11 protein-coding genes are annotated in these 16,511 nt (G+C 65.9%); 9 read left to right on the forward strand and 2 right to left on the reverse strand.

Features of this window, described 5'->3' with window-relative positions:
• Positions 1 to 21 precede the first annotated feature (21 nt).
• Positions 22 to 1,434, forward strand: a complete 1,413-nt coding sequence (locus tag QUV11_RS02240) for a sugar porter family MFS transporter (RefSeq protein WP_300880499.1) — start codon at positions 22 to 24, stop codon at positions 1,432 to 1,434.
• An 11-nt stretch (positions 1,435 to 1,445) separates the two neighbouring features.
• On the opposite strand, the gene QUV11_RS02245 is transcribed toward QUV11_RS02240, so the two are convergent.
• Positions 1,446 to 2,519, reverse strand: coding sequence for a LacI family DNA-binding transcriptional regulator (locus QUV11_RS02245; RefSeq protein ID WP_300880336.1), 1,074 nt, complete (start codon positions 2,517 to 2,519; stop codon positions 1,446 to 1,448).
• 83 nt (positions 2,520 to 2,602) lie between these two features.
• On the opposite strand from QUV11_RS02245, the gene QUV11_RS02250 reads away from it, so the two are divergent.
• Complete coding sequence (locus tag QUV11_RS02250; protein WP_300880337.1) at positions 2,603 to 3,409, forward strand: ThuA domain-containing protein; 807 nt, start codon at positions 2,603 to 2,605, stop codon at positions 3,407 to 3,409.
• 4 nt (positions 3,410 to 3,413) lie between these two features.
• On the opposite strand, the gene QUV11_RS02255 is transcribed toward QUV11_RS02250, so the two are convergent.
• Positions 3,414 to 5,507, reverse strand: a complete 2,094-nt coding sequence (locus QUV11_RS02255) for an alpha-glucuronidase family glycosyl hydrolase (RefSeq protein WP_300880338.1) — start codon at positions 5,505 to 5,507, stop codon at positions 3,414 to 3,416.
• A 141-nt stretch (positions 5,508 to 5,648) separates the two neighbouring features.
• Here QUV11_RS02255 and QUV11_RS02260 point away from each other — a divergent pair, with 141 nt between their 5' ends.
• From QUV11_RS02260 to QUV11_RS02290, 7 genes are read left to right on the forward strand one after another with little or no spacing between them, the layout of a single operon-like run.
• Positions 5,649 to 8,057, forward strand: coding sequence for a glycoside hydrolase family 3 N-terminal domain-containing protein (locus tag QUV11_RS02260; RefSeq protein ID WP_300880339.1), 2,409 nt, complete (start codon positions 5,649 to 5,651; stop codon positions 8,055 to 8,057).
• An 8-nt stretch (positions 8,058 to 8,065) separates the two neighbouring features.
• Positions 8,066 to 9,277: a D-mannonate dehydratase ManD gene (gene manD / locus QUV11_RS02265; protein WP_300880340.1), complete on the forward strand. Its 1,212-nt coding sequence runs from the start codon at positions 8,066 to 8,068 to the stop codon at positions 9,275 to 9,277.
• Between the two features lie 14 nt (positions 9,278 to 9,291).
• Positions 9,292 to 10,605, forward strand: coding sequence for an MFS transporter (locus QUV11_RS02270; protein ID WP_300880500.1), 1,314 nt, complete (start codon positions 9,292 to 9,294; stop codon positions 10,603 to 10,605).
• Positions 10,602 to 12,014, forward strand: coding sequence for a glucuronate isomerase (uxaC, locus tag QUV11_RS02275; RefSeq protein ID WP_300880341.1), 1,413 nt, complete (start codon positions 10,602 to 10,604; stop codon positions 12,012 to 12,014). The genes QUV11_RS02270 and uxaC overlap by 4 nt, the downstream gene beginning before the upstream one ends.
• On the forward strand, positions 12,011 to 13,447 hold the full coding sequence (locus QUV11_RS02280) for a mannitol dehydrogenase family protein (protein ID WP_300880342.1): 1,437 nt from the start codon (positions 12,011 to 12,013) through the stop codon (positions 13,445 to 13,447). Before uxaC ends, QUV11_RS02280 begins: the two co-directional genes overlap by 4 nt.
• The gene (locus QUV11_RS02285; protein WP_300880343.1) at positions 13,444 to 15,087 is read left to right on the forward strand and encodes a DUF5597 domain-containing protein; all 1,644 of its coding nucleotides are present in this window, start codon (positions 13,444 to 13,446) and stop codon (positions 15,085 to 15,087) included. Before QUV11_RS02280 ends, QUV11_RS02285 begins: the two co-directional genes overlap by 4 nt.
• A 42-nt stretch (positions 15,088 to 15,129) precedes the next feature.
• On the forward strand, positions 15,130 to 16,377 hold the full coding sequence (locus QUV11_RS02290) for an SGNH/GDSL hydrolase family protein (protein WP_300880344.1): 1,248 nt from the start codon (positions 15,130 to 15,132) through the stop codon (positions 16,375 to 16,377).
• Positions 16,378 to 16,511 lie beyond the last annotated feature (134 nt).

The raw sequence follows: 16,511 nt of genomic DNA on the forward strand, positions 1-16,511 counted from the left end.
GGAGCAGGTAGAATGGCGACTGTGGCGCAGCCGAACGAGGGGCAGGTCAACATAGGGTTTATCATCGCTATCGTTGCCGTGGCGACGATCGGCGGGTTCATGTTCGGCTATGATTCGGGTGTGATCAACGGCACCCAGAAGGGGCTCGAGAGCGCGTTCGATCTGGGCAAGTTCGGCATCGGCGTCAATGTCGGTGCGATTCTGGTCGGTTCTGCGATCGGCGCGTTCGGCGCAGGCCGGATGGCGGACCGCATCGGACGCCGCGGTGTCATGATACTGTCTGCGGTGCTTTTCCTGGTCAGCGCTTTGATGGCGGGCGCGGCGTCCTCGTCGATCATCTTCATCATCGCACGGATCATCGGCGGCCTCGGCGTCGGCGCGGCCAGCGTCATCTCACCGGTCTATATCTCCGAAGTGACCCCCGCCAATATCCGCGGCCGGCTGTCGAGCGTGCAGCAGGTGATGATCATCACCGGCCTCACCGGTGCGTTCGTCGCCAACTTTGCGCTGGCCCGCTATGCCGGTGGATCGACTGCGGAATTCTGGATGGGCTATCCCGCCTGGCGCTGGATGTTCTGGCTGCAGGCGATCCCCGCGGCGATCTATGGCCTTGCGCTGCTGGTGATCCCCGAAAGCCCGCGCTATCTGGTCGCGCGCGGCCGTGAGGCAGATGCGCATGTGGTGCTGTCGCGGCTGTTCGGCACCGCAGAGGCCGACCGCAAGGTCGTCGAGATCCGCAACAGCCTTGCAGTCGATCATCACCGCGCGCGGCTTTCTGATCTCATCGACAAGACATCGGGCAAGGTTCGCCCGATTGTCTGGACCGGGATCGGCCTTGCGATCTTCCAGCAGTTCGTCGGCATCAACGTCGTCTTCTATTACGGCGCAGCCTTGTGGGAAGCGGTTGGCTTTTCCGAAGACTATGCACTGCAGACCAACATCCTGTCGGGCGTGCTGTCGATCGGCGCGTGCCTTGCGACCATCCTGCTGGTCGACCGGGTCGGCCGCAAGCCGTTGCTGCTGCTGGGTTCGGCAGGCATGGCGGTCACATTGTCGGTCGTCGCCTATGCGTTCTCGACCGCGGTCACCGGCGCCGACGGCGGCGTGTCGCTGCCCGGCAACAATGGCGTGATCGCGCTGATCGCGGCGAACCTCTATGTGATCTTCTTCAACCTCAGCTGGGGTCCGATCATGTGGGTGATGCTGGGCGAAATGTTCCCCAACCAGATCCGCGGCTCGGGTCTTGCCGTCGCCGGGTTTGCGCAATGGATCGCCAATGCCGCGATTTCGGTGAGCTTCCCGACGCTGGCCGCTTCACCCGGACTTGCCTTCACCTATATGGGCTATGCCTTCTTCGCGGCGGTTTCGTTCTTCTTCGTCAGCAAGATGGTGGTCGAGACCCGCGGAGTCGAGCTGGAAGATATGAAGGGCTGATGCCCATCCGGTCAGCGCGGCTTGCGCGTCGTCGGGCGACGGCGCGGGGCCGCGTCGGACTGCCTGCGGATCAGCTCGTAGTCGGCGAGCACGTGCTCGCAATCCGCGCTGGCCCCCTTGCCGCCCCGGATGGTGCGGACCAGCAGCTCGACCGCCTGGCGCGACATCTCGATCACCGGCTGGCGGATCGTGGTCAGTTCGGGCCAGATTGTGGTAGCAAGCGCGGTGTCATCGAACCCGCACACCGTCAGGTCGCCCGGCACGTCCAGCCCCTTGCGATGCGCGATGGCCACCGTCGCGGCGGCCATGTCATCGTTCGCGGCAAAGATCGCAGTCGGTGGATCGGCGCGCTCGAGCAGCTGTTCTGCGGCATCGAGGCCCGAGCGATAGGTGAACAGGCCGTCGGCGACCAGATCCGCAGCAACGCTCAATCCCGCCTCCTTCAGCGCCGCGCGATAGCCCTCCAGCCGCTCTGCGCTCGCGGTCTGGTTGGGGTTTCCGGTGATGAAGCCGATGCGCGCATGGCCCAGTTGGACCAGATGCCGGGTCATGTCATACGCCGCCTGCCGGTCGTCGATGCTCACCGAGAGCGCCCAGTCGGGCGCGCGGCCTGTCGCCACCGCCACCACCGGGATGCCGCGCTCCTTGAGCGCCGACAGGATCGGCAGCGAATCGCTGAGCGGCGGCGGCAACACCACGCCATCGATGCGGCCACGCAGCAAGTGATCGATCGCTGCCGCCTCGCCGCCATCCTCGTCGCATTTCTCGACCACCAGATGGACGTTGCTGCGGCTGGCCTGGTCGAGGCTGCCGACCAGAAACTCGCTGAGATAGGCGAACGAGGGGTTCGAGTGGAGCAGGCCGATGCGGAGATCGTCGCCACCGGCCAGCGTCCGCGCTGCGGCGTTGGGGGCATAATTCAGCGCGGCGATCGCCTCCTCCACCCGCCGCCGGGTTTCGTCGCGCACATTGGTTTCGGCGTTGATCACCCGGCTGACGGTCATCGGCGAAACACCTGCATGCGCCGCCACATCGCTGATCGTCGGAACATTGCGCTGACGCCGGGTGCCGCGAGGTTCTTTCATGCGCATTCTTTCGGAAACGAAGGGACTTTCGGGCCAAAGCCCAGGCTGCGCCCAATAAACTGAGATGAACGGAAAGGCGAGATATGATCGAAATCCTGATAGCCATGGCCCTGCAACAGGCGCCCTATGTCAAGAACCCCAAATACTGGCCGACGCCGGTGATGGACGAGGCCGCCCCGCCGGTGCCGCCGCTCAAGCGCGGCGCGGTGCTGGTGCTGTCCAAGACCAACGGATTTCGCGATGACGAGCAGATCGTCGCGGCGACCAGGGCGGTGCAGGAGATCGCCAAGGACGGCGGGCGCGACGTCTTCGCCACCGAGAACGCCGCGATCATGAACCCGCGCGATCTGGCCAAATTCCGCGTTGTCGTCCTCAATTCGAACAGCGGCAACATTTTCACCGACGACCAGCGCAAAGCGTTCCGGCAATGGGTGGAAACAGGCGGCGGCGTCGTGCTGCTGCATGGCGCGGGCGGCGACCACACTTATGACTGGGCGTGGTACCGCGATGCGCTGCTGGGCGTGCATTTCAACGGGCACACCTCGAAGCCCGACCAGTTCCAGCAGGGCGACATCCACGTCACCCAGCCCAGCCACAGGGTGATGCGCGGAATCCCGGTCAAATGGACCCGCACCGAAGAGTGGTACACGTTCGACCGGGTGCCGACCGGCGAGGGCACGCGCATTCTGGCGACACTCGACGAGGCCAGCTATCGCCCCGTGCCCGAGCAGCGCATGGGCGCGGTGCACCCGATCGTCTGGACCCGCTGCGTCGCAAAGGGCCGGTCGGTGTTCTCCGCACTCGGCCATCAGGCGCAAAGCTATGCCGAGCCGCTGCATCGCACGCTGATCGGCAACGCGATCGACTGGGCGGCCGGCAAAAGCTGCTGAGCCGTTACTGCGGGTTGCCGGGGGGGTACGCGAAGCGCACCTGCTTGTAGTGCTCGAGGCTGTGCTGCGGCGCCGCCGATCCCGCCGGCAGCTTCAGTCCGTTGAGCGACATCCAATAGGCCAGGCTTGCATCGCGCCACCACAGCGCCTCGCGCTGCTGCACGCCCAGAAAGACATCGGTCTTGGTCCAGCGCTCGGCATCGATCTTGGGCTTGAGCGTCGCCCATTGCGCGCGCATCGCGGCGACCTCGGCCACGCCGCGATCATAGCGCCGCACCAGCTCTTCCCACAAAGTGTTACCGCCGGGCATCTTGTAGTCCCAAGGCAGATGATGGAACCACAAAAGCTCCTCGGGCGGGGTGGTCTTCGGGTCGGCGTAACGCTTGGCGATCGAAGGCGCGTATTGCGCGACCGCGTTGCTGCCGGTGCGGGTGCGATCGAAGCCGATGCCGTTTTTGTCAGCGCGGTGGTAATAGACCGGGTTCCATTCGGGACGCCCAAGATCGGACACCCAGGGCCCCGGCCCGTAATGGTGACCCGAGGCGAACAGGTGTGCGAGCCCCAGCGGGCCGGTATAATCGACCACCGCCTCGCGTGAGCGCATCATCATCTTGACCACGGTATCGATGATCACGGGATCGTTGCCATAGGTCTGCGCCGCCCATTCGCGGGCAATCTCTTCCGAAGACAGAGTCGGATCCCAGGCCAGACGCCCGAAAACATACCAGTTGGCCTGATTGAACGTGCCCCCCGACCAGTCGCGATCCCGCCCGATATTGGCGACACCGGCCATGCCGCTGAGCGTGTGACGATCGGCCTTGCCGGTCACCACCGACGCCACGGTCTCGCCGCGGCGCACGCCCGTTTGCGCGTCGAGCACCTCCTCGAACATCGGACCGAGATAGGCCAGATGAGTCGCGAAACCGAGATACTCCTTGGTAATCTGGAACTCGGCGATCAGCGGGGTCTTGGGCATCGCGCCGAACAGCGGATGGAAAGGCTCGCGCGGCTGGAAGTCGATTGCACCGTTCTTGACCTGCACCAGGACATTGTCCGCGAAGGTGCCGTCAAGCGGCTTGAACTCGGTATAGGCCTGCTTGGCGCGGTCGTCGGGATCGGTATCGGCATAGACGAACGCGCGCCACATCACGATGCCGCCATGCGGCTTGACCGCGGCGGCGAGCATGTTGGCGCCATCGCCGTGGCTGGCACCGTAGTCGCGCGGCCCGGGCTGGCCCTCGCTGTTGGCCTTGACCAGAAAGCCGCCGAAATCGGGAATCGCGCGGTAGATTTCATCGGCCTTGGCTTTCCACCACGCCGCGACCGCAGGATCACGCGGATCGGCGGTCTTGAGCCCGCCGAGCTCAATCGGCGCGGAGAAACGCGCGGACAGATAGACCTTGATGCCATAGGGGCGGAACACATCCGCCAGCGCCGCCGCCTTGGCGATATAGGGCGCGGTCAGGCTGTCGGACTTGGCGTTGACGTTGTTGAGCACGGTGCCGTTGATGCCCAGCGATGCGTTGGCGCGGGCATAATCCGCATAGCGCGGATCCTTGAAGTCGGGCAGCACCCACCAGTCCCACAGCGATTGTCCCGAATAGCCGCGTTCGACCACGCCATCGAGATTGTCCCAATGGTTGAGGATGCGCAGCTTGGTCTCGGGTGCGGACGCGAGCTCGATCTTGGCCGGATCGCCGCCGCTGTTCAGGTGGCGCAGCAGCGCGAAGGCGCCGTAGAGGATCGCGGTATCGGTAGCCCCCGTGACCAGCGTCACCGCCTTGCCGCCGATCGTCGCGGACTGCACGCGATAGCCTTCCGTACCCAGCGCACGCGTATCGATGGGCAATCCCGCCAGCGCGGGATCGCTGGCGCGCGCGAGCATGACCGGCCGGTCGAGCGTGGGAAGATTGCGGCGCAATTCGTCGGCAGCGATCTGCAGCGTGGGCGAATCGCCTGCGAGTTCGACCGTGGCAGATGCCGCCTCGCCCCGGGGTTCGCCCAGCCACAAATGGTATCCGTCATTGGCGAAAGCGGGCGTCGAAAGCGCCAGCGCTGCGCAGGCCCAAAGCGGGCTCCGGCGGTTGAACAGCTTCATCTCTTCTCTCCCTTATCGCCGCGCGTGTCGCGCTGACGGGTTGCAACGGCATTGACAAGCCTTTGTTCTGCCGTGCATGGTAGCGGTATCACGGCGACAACATCAATAAAAATGTTGCACCTTTCGGGACGGGAGAGACAGATGACGCGGCCAATGGCAAACGGGGGCAAAGTCAGCCGCCGCGACGTTTTTTTCTGGAGCGCATCGGTCTCGCTGCTGGCGATGATGCCTGCAGCCGCCCGCGCCGCGACCCCGATCTATCGCGACCCCGCTGCCCCGATCGACCTGCGCGTCGATGACCTGCTGTCGCGGATGACGCTCGATGAAAAGGTCGCGCAGCTGATCACGTTGTCGCGCACCAAGCGCGATGTCATGGATGACGCGCTGGCGTTCGATCCCGGCAAGGCGTCGGCCGCCTACCCGCACGGCATCGGCCAGATCGCAAGGCCTTCCGACCGCGGCGGGGCTGCCACCGCCAACAACAATCCCGCCAACGACGTTCCGGTCGCCTCGACCGGCCGCTGGCGCGCGCCTGCCGACACCATCGGCTTCGTCAACGCCGCCCAGAAGTGGGCGAAGTCGACGCGGCTGGGCATTCCGGTGCTGTTTCACGAGGAATGCTTGCACGGCTATATGGCGCCGACCGCGACCAGCTTTCCGCAAGCGATCGCGCTGGCGGGCACCTTCGATCGCGATCTGATGGAGAAGGTCAGCGCGGTGATCGGCCGCGAGATGCGCGCGCATGGCGGGATTCTGGCGCTGTCACCGGTGGTTGATATCGCCCGGGACCCGCGCTGGGGCCGGATCGAGGAAACCTTTGGCGAGGACCCGTATCTGTGCGGCGAAATGGGCATTGCTGCGGTGCTGGGGCTGCAGGGGCGCAGCAAGATTCTCGCCCCCGGCAAGGTGTTCGCGACGCTCAAGCACATGACCGGGCACGGCCAGCCCGAAAGCGGCGAAAACGTCGCCCCTGCCCCGCTCGCCGAACGCGAACTGCGCGAGCGCTTCTTCCCGCCGTTCCGCAAGATCGTGAAAGAGACCGGCATCGCCGCGGTGATGCCCTCGTACAACGAGATCGACGGGGTGCCGAGCCACGCCAACCGCTGGCTGCTGGGCGACGTGCTGCGCGGCGAATGGGGCTTTGATGGCGCGATCGTCAGCGATTATGCGGCGATCGGCGAGCTTGCCTCGCTGCACCATGTCGCCCCCGATATGGCAGCAGCAGCACGGCTGGCGCTGATTGCGGGCGTGGACAGCGATCTGCCCGATGGCGAGGCGTTCCGCTCGCTGGGCGATCAGGTGCGCGCAGGAAAAGTGCCGATGGCACTGGTCGATCTGGCCTGCCGCCGGATGCTGACCCTCAAGTTCCGCGCCGGGCTGTTCGAGGCTGCGCCGGTCGACGCGCGCGCAGCAGCCAGGCTCACCGCAAACGCCGAAGCCCTGGCCCTCGCGCGCACCTCCGCCGAAAAGGCGATCACGCTGCTGACCAACGATGGCACGCTGCCGCTCAAGCCCGGCGCGCACAAGCGCGTCGCGGTGATCGGCCCCAACGCCGCGATCGCGCGGCTGGGCGGCTATTCGTCGCTGCCGACCAACCCCGTCTCATTGCTCGAAGGCGTCAAGGCCCGGCTCAAGGATCAGGCGGAGGTGGTGTTTGCGCAGGGCGTGTTCATCACCCAGAGCGAGGACCGCTCGGCGAACGAGATCCTGCTCGCCGATCCTGCCAAGAACCGGCAGCTGATCGCCGAGGCCGCCGAGGTCGCCAAGACGTGCGATGTCATCCTGCTGGCGATCGGCGACACCGAGCAGACCAGCCGCGAGGGCTTTGCCAAGAACCATCTGGGCGACCGCACGAGCCTCGATCTGGTCGGAGAGCAGAACGACCTGTTCGAGGCGATGAAGGCGACCGGCAAGCCCGTCGTCGTCGTCGCGATCAACGGGCGTCCGCCCTCCTGGCCGACCGTAGCCGAGCAAGCGAACGCATTGCTCGAATGCTGGTATATGGGCCAGCAGGGCGGCCATGCGATGGCGGCGGCCTTGTTCGGCGATGTAAACCCCGGCGGCAAGCTGCCGGTGACGGTCGCGCGGCATGTCGGCCAGCTCCCGGTGTTCTACGACGCCAAGCCCTCGGCGCGGCGCGGCTATCTGTTCGACACCACCGATCCCTTGTTCCCGTTCGGCCATGGGTTGAGCTACACCCGGTTCGAGCTGAGTGCGCCGCGGCTGTCAGCGGGCCAGATCGGCCCGGGCGCCGGGGTTACGGTGTCGGTCGATGTCGCCAATGTCGGCGACCGCGCGGGCGACGAGATCGTCCAGCTCTACATCCGCGACCAGGTCGCCTCGGTCACCCAGCCGATCAAGGTGCTCAAGGGCTTCCAGCGCGTCTCCCTCAACCCCGGCGAGCGCAAGACCGTTTCGATCGAGCTCGATCCCGACACCTTCACGATCTGGAACGACCAGATGAACGAGGTCGTCGAGCCCGGGCTGTTCGACATCATGACCGGTGCCGACAGCGCCAACCTTCAAACCGTTACCCTCGAAATCGCCTAAGGATCATTATGCCCAAAATCGTCGATGCCCGCGTCATCATCACCTGCCCGGGTCGCAACTTCGTTACGCTCAAGATCATCTGTGACGACGGCACCACAGGCGTCGGCGATGCGACGCTCAACGGCCGCGAACTGTCGGTCGCAAGCTACCTCACCGACCATGTCATCCCCTGTCTGATCGGCCGCGATGCGCACCGCATCGAGGATATCTGGCAGTATCTCTACAAGGGGGCCTATTGGCGCCGCGGGCCGGTGACGATGAGCGCGATCGCTGCAGTCGACACCGCCTTGTGGGACATCAAGGGCAAGATCGCGGGGCTTCCGGTCTATCAATTGCTCGGCGGCGCGAGCCGCGAGAGCGTGATGGTTTATGGCCATGCCAACGGCACCACGATCGAGGACACGATCGCGGTCGCGCTCGACTACCAGCGCCAGGGCTACAAGGCGATCCGGCTGCAGTGCGGCGTTCCCGGAATGGCATCGACCTACGGCGTCAGCAAGGACCGCTATTTCTACGAGCCCGCCGATGCGGACCTGCCCACCGAGAACGTCTGGAACACAAGCAAGTATCTGCGCGTGGTGCCCGAGCTGTTCAAGGCAGCGCGCGAGGCTTTGGGCTGGGACGTGCACCTGCTCCACGACATCCACCACCGGCTGACCCCGATCGAGGCGGGACGGCTGGGCAAGGATCTGGAACCGTATCGTCCGTTCTGGCTCGAGGATGCGACCCCTGCCGAGAACCAGGAAGCGTTCAAGCTGATCCGCCAGCACACCACCGCGCCGCTCGCGGTCGGCGAAATCTTCAACTCGATCCATGACTGCCGCGAGCTGATCCAGAACCAGTTGATCGACTATATCCGCGCGACCGTAGTGCATGCCGGCGGGATCACCCATCTGCGCCGCATCGCCTCGCTGGCGGACCTGTACCAGGTGCGCACCGGCTGCCATGGCGCGACCGATCTGTCGCCGGTGTGCATGGCCGCCGCGCTCCACTTCGACCTGTCGGTGCCCAATTTCGGCGTGCAGGAATATATGCGCCACACGCCCGAGACCGACGCGGTCTTCCCGCACGCCTACACCTTCGCCGATGGCGCGATGCACCCCGGTGACGAACCGGGTCTTGGCGTCGATATCGACGAGGAACTTGCCGCCGGTTACGAATACAGCCGCGCCTTCCTGCCGGTGAACCGGCTCGAAGACGGCACGATGTACAACTGGTGACCCCGGTGAACGACATCGCCGATGCGGCAGCAGCAGCCCCCGACACCGCCGCGCGCGAGGTCCCCAAACCGCGCGGCCGCATCCGCTGGGTCATCTGCGCGCTGCTGTTCGCCGCGGTGGTGCTGTCCTATGTCGACCGGCTGGTGCTGGGCGTGCTCAAGCCGCAGCTCGAGACGCTCTATGGCTGGACCAACTCGGGCTATGGCGACATCTCGGGCTATTTCCAGGTCTGCTATGGCATCGGCTTTCTGGCGTTCGGCTGGCTGATCGACCGGATCGGCCCGCGCGCGGGCTATCTGCTGGCGATGGGGCTGTGGACCGTCGGCCATTTCGCGCAGGTTTTTGTCACCAGCACCACCGGGTTCGTCATCGCGCGCATTCCGCTGGCGCTGGGCGAGGCAGGCACGTTCCCCTCGGCGCTCGCCGCGGTGTCGCAATGGTTTCCGAAGAAGGAACGCGCGCTCGCGATCGGCATCTTCAACGCCGGTGCCAATGTCGGCGCGATCATCACGCCGTTGCTGGTCTCGTTCATCGTCGTCGGGCTCGCGTTCGACTGGCGCTGGGCGTTCATCGTCACCGGGGTGTTCAACGTCGTCTGGCTGTTCTTCTGGTGGAAGTTCTATCGCAACCCCGCGCAGCACCCCAAGGTCACCACCGAAGAGCGCGCCTGGATCGAGGCGGAACCCTCCGAGGACAGCGGGCGCACCGGCTTTCTCAACGTGCTGCGCCACCGCGAGGCCTGGGCCTATATGGCGGGGCGCTTCCTGATCGATCCGGTGTGGTGGACCTTCCTGTTCTGGCTGCCCGACTTCTTCAACAAGCAGTACGGCTATGACCTCAAGAACTTCGGCCCGCCTTTGGTCGCGATCTATATCCTCGCCGATGTCGGCGCGATCGCCGGCGGCTGGTACAGCTCGCATCTGCTCAAAAAGGGCGTTGCGACCGGACGCGCTCGCAAGCAGGCGATGTTCGTCTGCGCGCTGTTCGCGCTGCCGGTGATGTTCGCGATCGAGGCCGACAACATCTGGGTCGCGGTGTTCTGCATTGGCCTCGCCTGCGCGGCGCACCAGGGCTTTTCGACCAACCTGTTCGCATTGCCGGGCGACCAGTTCCCCAGGTTCGCGCAAGGCACGCTGATCGGCTTGGGCGGGTTCGCGGGCGCATGCGGCGGCTTTATCGCATCCAAATCGCTCGGCGTGCTGCTCGACCGGGTCGGTAGCTACGAGCCGTTCTTTATCGCCTGCGGGATGGCGTATCTGGTGGCGCTTGGCGTATTCCACCTGCTCAACCCCAAATACAAGCAAGTGAAAGTAGCCAGCAGCCGATGACCCGCCCGCTCACCCTCCACCCCGATCGCCTGTTTCCCGCTGACCCCGCCACCCGCGCGATCGCCCGATCGCTTTATGCCGGGGTCAAGGATCTCCCGATCCTGAGCCCGCACGGCCATACCGACCCCGAATGGTTCGCCACCGACGCGCCGTTCACCGATCCGGCCAGCCTGCTGATCGTGCCCGATCACTATGTGTTCCGGATGCTCTATTCGCAGGGCGTGCCGCTCGATGCGCTGGGCATTCCGACGATCGACGGCAGCGCCACCGAGCAGGATCCGCGCGCGATCTGGCAGCTGTTCGCGCAGAATTATCACCTCTTGCGCGGCACGCCTTCGCGGATGTGGCTCGACTGGGTGTTTGCTGAGGTGTTCGGGCTCGACGTGATCCTCGAACCCGCCACCGCGCAGCTCTATTACGACACCATCGACGCCGCGCTCAAGACCGAGGCGTTCCGCCCCCGCGCGCTGTTCGAGCGCTTTGGGATCGAGGTGATCGCCACCACCGAAAGCCCGCTTGATCCGCTCGATCATCACCGCACGATCCGGCAGAGCGGCTGGTCGGGCCGGGTCGTCACCGCCTATCGCCCCGATCCCGTGGTCGATCCCGAAGCCGAAGGTTTCGCCCCCAACGTCCAGGCATTCTGCGCGTCGGCGGGCGAGGATGTGGGCAGCTGGCAGGGCTATCTTGCCGCGCACCGCTTCCACCGTGCCCGTTTCCGCGAGGCGGGCGCGACCTCGACCGATCATGGCCACCCTTCGGCCGCCACCGCCAATCTGGCACCCGATGAAGCCGCTGCGCTCTATGCCCGGGTGATGGCGGGCGCCGATGCCGCCACGGCCGAGCTGTTCCGCGCGCAGATGCTCACCGAAATGGCGCGGATGAGCCTCGACGATGGCATGGTGATGCAGCTCCACCCCGGCGTGCACCGCAGCCACAACCCCACGGTGCTCGCCCGGTTCGGGCGCGACAAGGGCGCGGACATCCCGCTGCCCGGCGAGTTCGTCCGCGCGCTTGCACCGCTGCTCGAGGCGTTCGGCAACGATCCCCGGCTGACGCTGATCCTGTTCACGCTCGACGAGGATGTCTATTCGCGCGAACTTGCGCCGCTGGCAGGGCATTATCCGGCGCTCAAGCTCGGCCCGCCCTGGTGGTTCCACGACAGCCCCGAAGGCATGCGCCGCTTCCGCGAGCGCACCACCGAAACCGCCGGCTTCTACAACACCGTCGGCTTCAACGACGATACGCGGGCTTTCCTCTCGATCCCCGCACGCCACGACGTCGCCCGCCGGATGGACTGCGCGTGGCTGGCGCAACTGGTCGCCGAGCATCGCCTGCCCGAAGACGAAGCGCACGAGGTCGCGCGTGCGCTGGCCTATGATCTTGCCAAGGCGGCGTACCGGCTGTGAGGCTGTCTTCGCATACGCTCGGCCAGTTGCCGTCCGATGTCGCGCTGCCCGCTTATGACCGGACGGCGGTAAAGCGCGGCGTCGTGCATCTGGGAATCGGCGCATTCCACCGCGCGCATCAGGCGGCGGTTTTCAATGCCGCGCTGGCGTCCGGTGATCCGCGCTGGGGGGTAACCGGTGTCTCGCTGCGCTCCGCCGGCGTACGCGATCAGCTCGAGCTGCAGGATGGTCTGTATACGCTGCTGGTGCGCAGTGGAGCAGGCTCGCAGGCACGCGTGATCGGGTCGGTGCTCGACGTCCTGGTCGCGCCCGAAGACCCCCGACGCGTGGTCGATGCGATCGCTGCGGCCGACACCCATCTGGTGACGCTGACGATCACCGAAAAGGGTTACAAGCTCGATCGCGCGACCGGCGGTCTGCTCGCCGACGATGCCGATATCGCGCACGATATGGCCTCGCTCGAGGCGCCGCGCACCGCGCCGGGGCTGATCGTCGCCGGGCTCAAGTTGCGCCGCACCGTGGGCCTGCCCGCGCTCACCATCATGTCGTGCGACAACCTGCCGCACAACGGCGCGTTGCTGCGCGATGCGGTGATCGCAATGGCGCGCGCGCATGATGCAGGACTTGCCGACTGGATCGCAGCCGAGGCGGCATTCCCCTCGACCATGGTCGACCGCATCGTGCCTGCGACCACTGACGACGACATCGCCGCACGCCGCGAACTGACCGGCATCGAGGACCTGGCGATGGTCAAGACCGAGCCGTTCACGCAATGGGTGATCGAGGACTGGTTCTGCGGCCCGCGCCCCGATTTTGCAGCGCTCGGCGTCCAGCTGACCGACAAGGTCGCGCCGTGGGAAGATGCCAAGCTGCGCCTGCTCAACGGCGCGCATTCGGCGATCGCCTATCTCGGCGGGCTAGGGGGCGACGAGTTCGTCCACCAGTTCGTCGCCCGCGACGCTGGCCGCGCGATGATCGAAACGCTGTGGGACGAGGCGCAGACCACGCTCGATCCGCCCGCAGGGCTCGACATTCCCGCCTATCGCGCAGCATTGCTCGAGCGTTTCGCCAACCCCGCGCTGCAGCACCGCACCCGCCAGATCGCGATGGACGGCTCGCAAAAGCTGCCGCAACGGCTGATCGCGCCGCTCGCCGAGCGCGCTGCGGCTGGCCAGCAAAGCCCCGCGCTGGTGCTGGCGGTCGCAGCCTGGATGCGCTGGCAGGCGGGCCGGACCGACGATGGCACCGCGTTCGAGATCGACGACCCCGCCGCCGCGCGGTTGGCCGATGCATCGGGCGTGGACGGCTATCTGGCGGTGCTGGGCGCCGAGCTCGATGCGCGGACCTACGCCGCCATCGCCGCGCAGCTTACCCGACTTGAACAATCGGGCGCGCTCGCTGCGCTCGAACACACCCACGGAGACCACCCATGATCCGCAAGCTTGCCCTGTATTCGGCCGCTGCTGCCACCTGCTGCCTGTCCGCGCCGTTGCTCGCCGATGCACCGAGCCTGCGCAAGCAGGGCGATGCGACGCAGCTGATCGTCAACGGCAAGCCGCACCTCATCATCGGCGGCGAGCTCAGCAATTCGGCGGCTTCGAGCGCGGAATACATGGCCCCGCACTGGGCACGGCTAAGAGCGATGAACGTCGATACCGTGCTGGCGCCGGTGGCATGGGAGCTGATCGAGCCGTTCGAAGGCCGCTATGACTGGTCGTCGTTCGATGCCATGCTCAAGGCGGCGCGGGCGAACGACCTCAAGCTGGTGATCCTGTGGTTCGGCGCGTGGAAGAACAGCATGTCCACCTACGTCCCCAGCTGGGTGAAGCGCGATCAGGCCCGCTTCCCGCGCGCCGCCACCGCCAACGGACAGGGTGTCGAGATCCTGTCGACCTTCGGCGATGAGACGCTCAAGGCCGACAGCCGCGCCTTTGCCGCGCTGATGGCGCATATCAAGGCGGTCGACGACGTTGAGAACACCGTGGTCATGACCCAGGTCGAAAACGAGATCGGCATGCTTCCGGTGGCGCGCGATTACAGCCCCGCCGCGTCGGCAGCCTTTGCCCAGCCGGTGCCTGCCGCGCTGGTCGAGTATCTGGTGCGCAACCGCGACAGCCTGGTCCCCGAGATGAAGGCGATGTGGCTCGATCGCGGTGCCAAGACCCAAGGCAGCTGGGAAGAGCTGTTCGGCCCGGGCGATGCCGGGGCCGAGGTGTTCACAGCCTGGCACTATGCGCGCTTTGCCGAGGAACTGACCCAGGCCGGCAAGGCCAGCTACAACATGCCGATGTACGTCAACGTCGCGCTCAACCGCCCCGGCCGGGCGCCCGGCGAATATCCCAGCGGCGGCCCCCTGCCCCATCTGATCGATGTGTGGAAAGCGGGCGCGCCGACGATCGATTTCCTCGCACCCGATATCTATTTCCCCAACTTCACGCAGATCGTCGCGCGCTACCACCGCGCCGACAACCCGCTGTTCATCCCCGAGGCGCACAACGCGGACAACCCGCCCGTCCCGGCCAACGCGTTCTATTCCATCGCCGAGCACGACGCGATCGGGTTCAGCCCGTTTTCGATCGATTCGATCGACGAGGATCCCGGCGCGATCAAAAGCGCTTATGGCGTGCTGCAGCAGCTCAAGCCGTACATCCTGCAAGCCCAGGGCACCGACAGGATCGCCGGGTTCAAGCCGCATCAGGCCTATGATGAATCGCTCGATTATGCGCCGCAGCAGCGCGTGATCGGCGATTACCGTTTCACGGTGTCGTTCACCATGGACATCCAGAAGCCGGTGATGACCCCCGAGACCGCGGGCTATGGCGGGATGATCATCCAGATCGGACCCGAGGAGTATCTCGTCGCCGGACAGGGGATCACCGTCACGTTCAAACCGGTGGCGGGCGACCAGCCGCTTGCCGGAATCGATGTCGCGCATGAAGGGGTCTTCGATGCTGCGGGCCAGTGGAAACCCGGCCGCCTGCTCAACGGCGACCAGACGCACCAGGGCAGGCATATTCGCCTGTTCCCGGACAATTGGCAGATTCAGCGGGTCAAGCTCTACCGCTACCGGTAGGTTTTCAGCGCCGTCAGTCGGCGCGGTCAGAAGGACGTTTCCATGCGATCAGCAGTATCGGTTTTCGCGCTTGCCCTGGCGATGGCTCCGGTGGCGTCTCAGGCACAGTCGGAACCCGGCGCTGCACCCGACGCAACCGCGCAAACCTGTCCCTGGAAGGCTGCGTGGGCATCCTCGCAAATGCTGCCCGATACCGCCAACGCGCTGCCTGACGGCGCGCTCGACGATGCGACGTTGCGGCAGATCGTCCGTCCGTCGATCAGTGGCGCCCAGCTTCGGGTGCGGCTGTCCAACGTCTTCGGCAAGACGCCGCTGCGCATCGGCGGTGTCACCGTGGCGCGCTCGGCCGACAATGCGAGCGCGAGCATCGTGCCCGCCTCGCTGCGTCGCCTGTCGTTTGCAGACAAGCCAAGTGCGGTGATCCCGCCGGGCGGCGAATGGCTGAGCGATCCGATCGCTTGGGACGCGGCGGCGTTCGAAGATCTCGCGATCAGCATCCATGTGCTCGCCGAGCCCGAGGGGCAGACCTCGCATCCCGGGTCGCGCGCGACGTCCTATGTCGTTGCCGGTGATCGCACGGGCGACCCGGCACTTCCCCAGGCCACCGGCGTCGACCACTGGTATCTGCTGTCGGGCATCGAGGTAACGAGTTGCACCGCGCGCGATGGCGTCGTGGTGCTGGGGGATTCGATCACGGACGGGCGCGGATCGACCACCAACGGCAACGATCGCTGGACCGACTTTCTGGCACAGCGACTGGCTGGACGCGCTGCGGTGATCAACCAAGGCATCGGCGGCAACCGGGTGCTGCTCGATGGGCTGGGGCCGAATGCGATCGCGCGGCTCGACCGCGACGTGCTGTCGCAGCCCGGCGTGGGCCACCTGATCCTGCTCGAGGGGATCAACGATATCGGCACGCTCGCGCGCGAGACGCCCGCGTCTGCCGAGGCGCATGCGTTCCTGGTGGCGCAGGTTACCGGCGCCTATGCGCAGATCATCGCGCGCGCACATGCCCTCGGCATCAAGGTCCATGGCGCGACAATCCTGCCGTTCATGAGCAACGAATATTACCACCCCGATGCGGCGTCCGAAGCCGATCGGCAGGCGATCAACGCCTGGATCCGCACCTCCGGAGCCTTCGACAGCGTGATCGATCTGGATAAGGTGATGCGCGATCCGTCTCGCCCCGCCTATCTGAACCCGGCTTACGACACCGGCGATGGCCTGCACCCCAACCCGGCGGGCTTCCGCGCCATGGCCGAGGCGGTTCCGCTCTCACTCTTCGACTAGGTCGTTACCCTCAGCTGCCGCCATTCCGCACGCCAGCACACTTCGTGCGGGGCCGCAGGCTTGCGCTCGCTGCGACCCGCGCCCGCGCTCCCGCCACAAAAAAAGGACCGGTCGATTGCTCGACCGGTCCAACT

The organism is Blastomonas sp. (assembly GCF_030373265.1).
Classification (GTDB): domain Bacteria; phylum Pseudomonadota; class Alphaproteobacteria; order Sphingomonadales; family Sphingomonadaceae; genus Blastomonas.

Excerpts from the sequence above, each read along its gene's own strand:
- uxaC (WP_300880341.1), top strand. The coding sequence starts at position 10,602 with ATGACCCGCCCGCTCACCCTCCACCCCGATCGCCTGTTTCCCGCTGAC.
- QUV11_RS02285 (WP_300880343.1), top strand. The coding sequence starts at position 13,444 with ATGATCCGCAAGCTTGCCCTGTATTCGGCCGCTGCTGCCACCTGCTGC.
- QUV11_RS02290 (WP_300880344.1), top strand. The coding sequence starts at position 15,130 with ATGCGATCAGCAGTATCGGTTTTCGCGCTTGCCCTGGCGATGGCTCCG.
- QUV11_RS02260 (WP_300880339.1), top strand. The coding sequence starts at position 5,649 with ATGACGCGGCCAATGGCAAACGGGGGCAAAGTCAGCCGCCGCGACGTT.
- manD (WP_300880340.1), top strand. The coding sequence starts at position 8,066 with ATGCCCAAAATCGTCGATGCCCGCGTCATCATCACCTGCCCGGGTCGC.
- QUV11_RS02250 (WP_300880337.1), top strand. The coding sequence starts at position 2,603 with ATGATCGAAATCCTGATAGCCATGGCCCTGCAACAGGCGCCCTATGTC.
- QUV11_RS02245 (WP_300880336.1), bottom strand. The coding sequence starts at position 2,519 with ATGAAAGAACCTCGCGGCACCCGGCGTCAGCGCAATGTTCCGACGATC.
- QUV11_RS02255 (WP_300880338.1), bottom strand. The coding sequence starts at position 5,507 with ATGAAGCTGTTCAACCGCCGGAGCCCGCTTTGGGCCTGCGCAGCGCTG.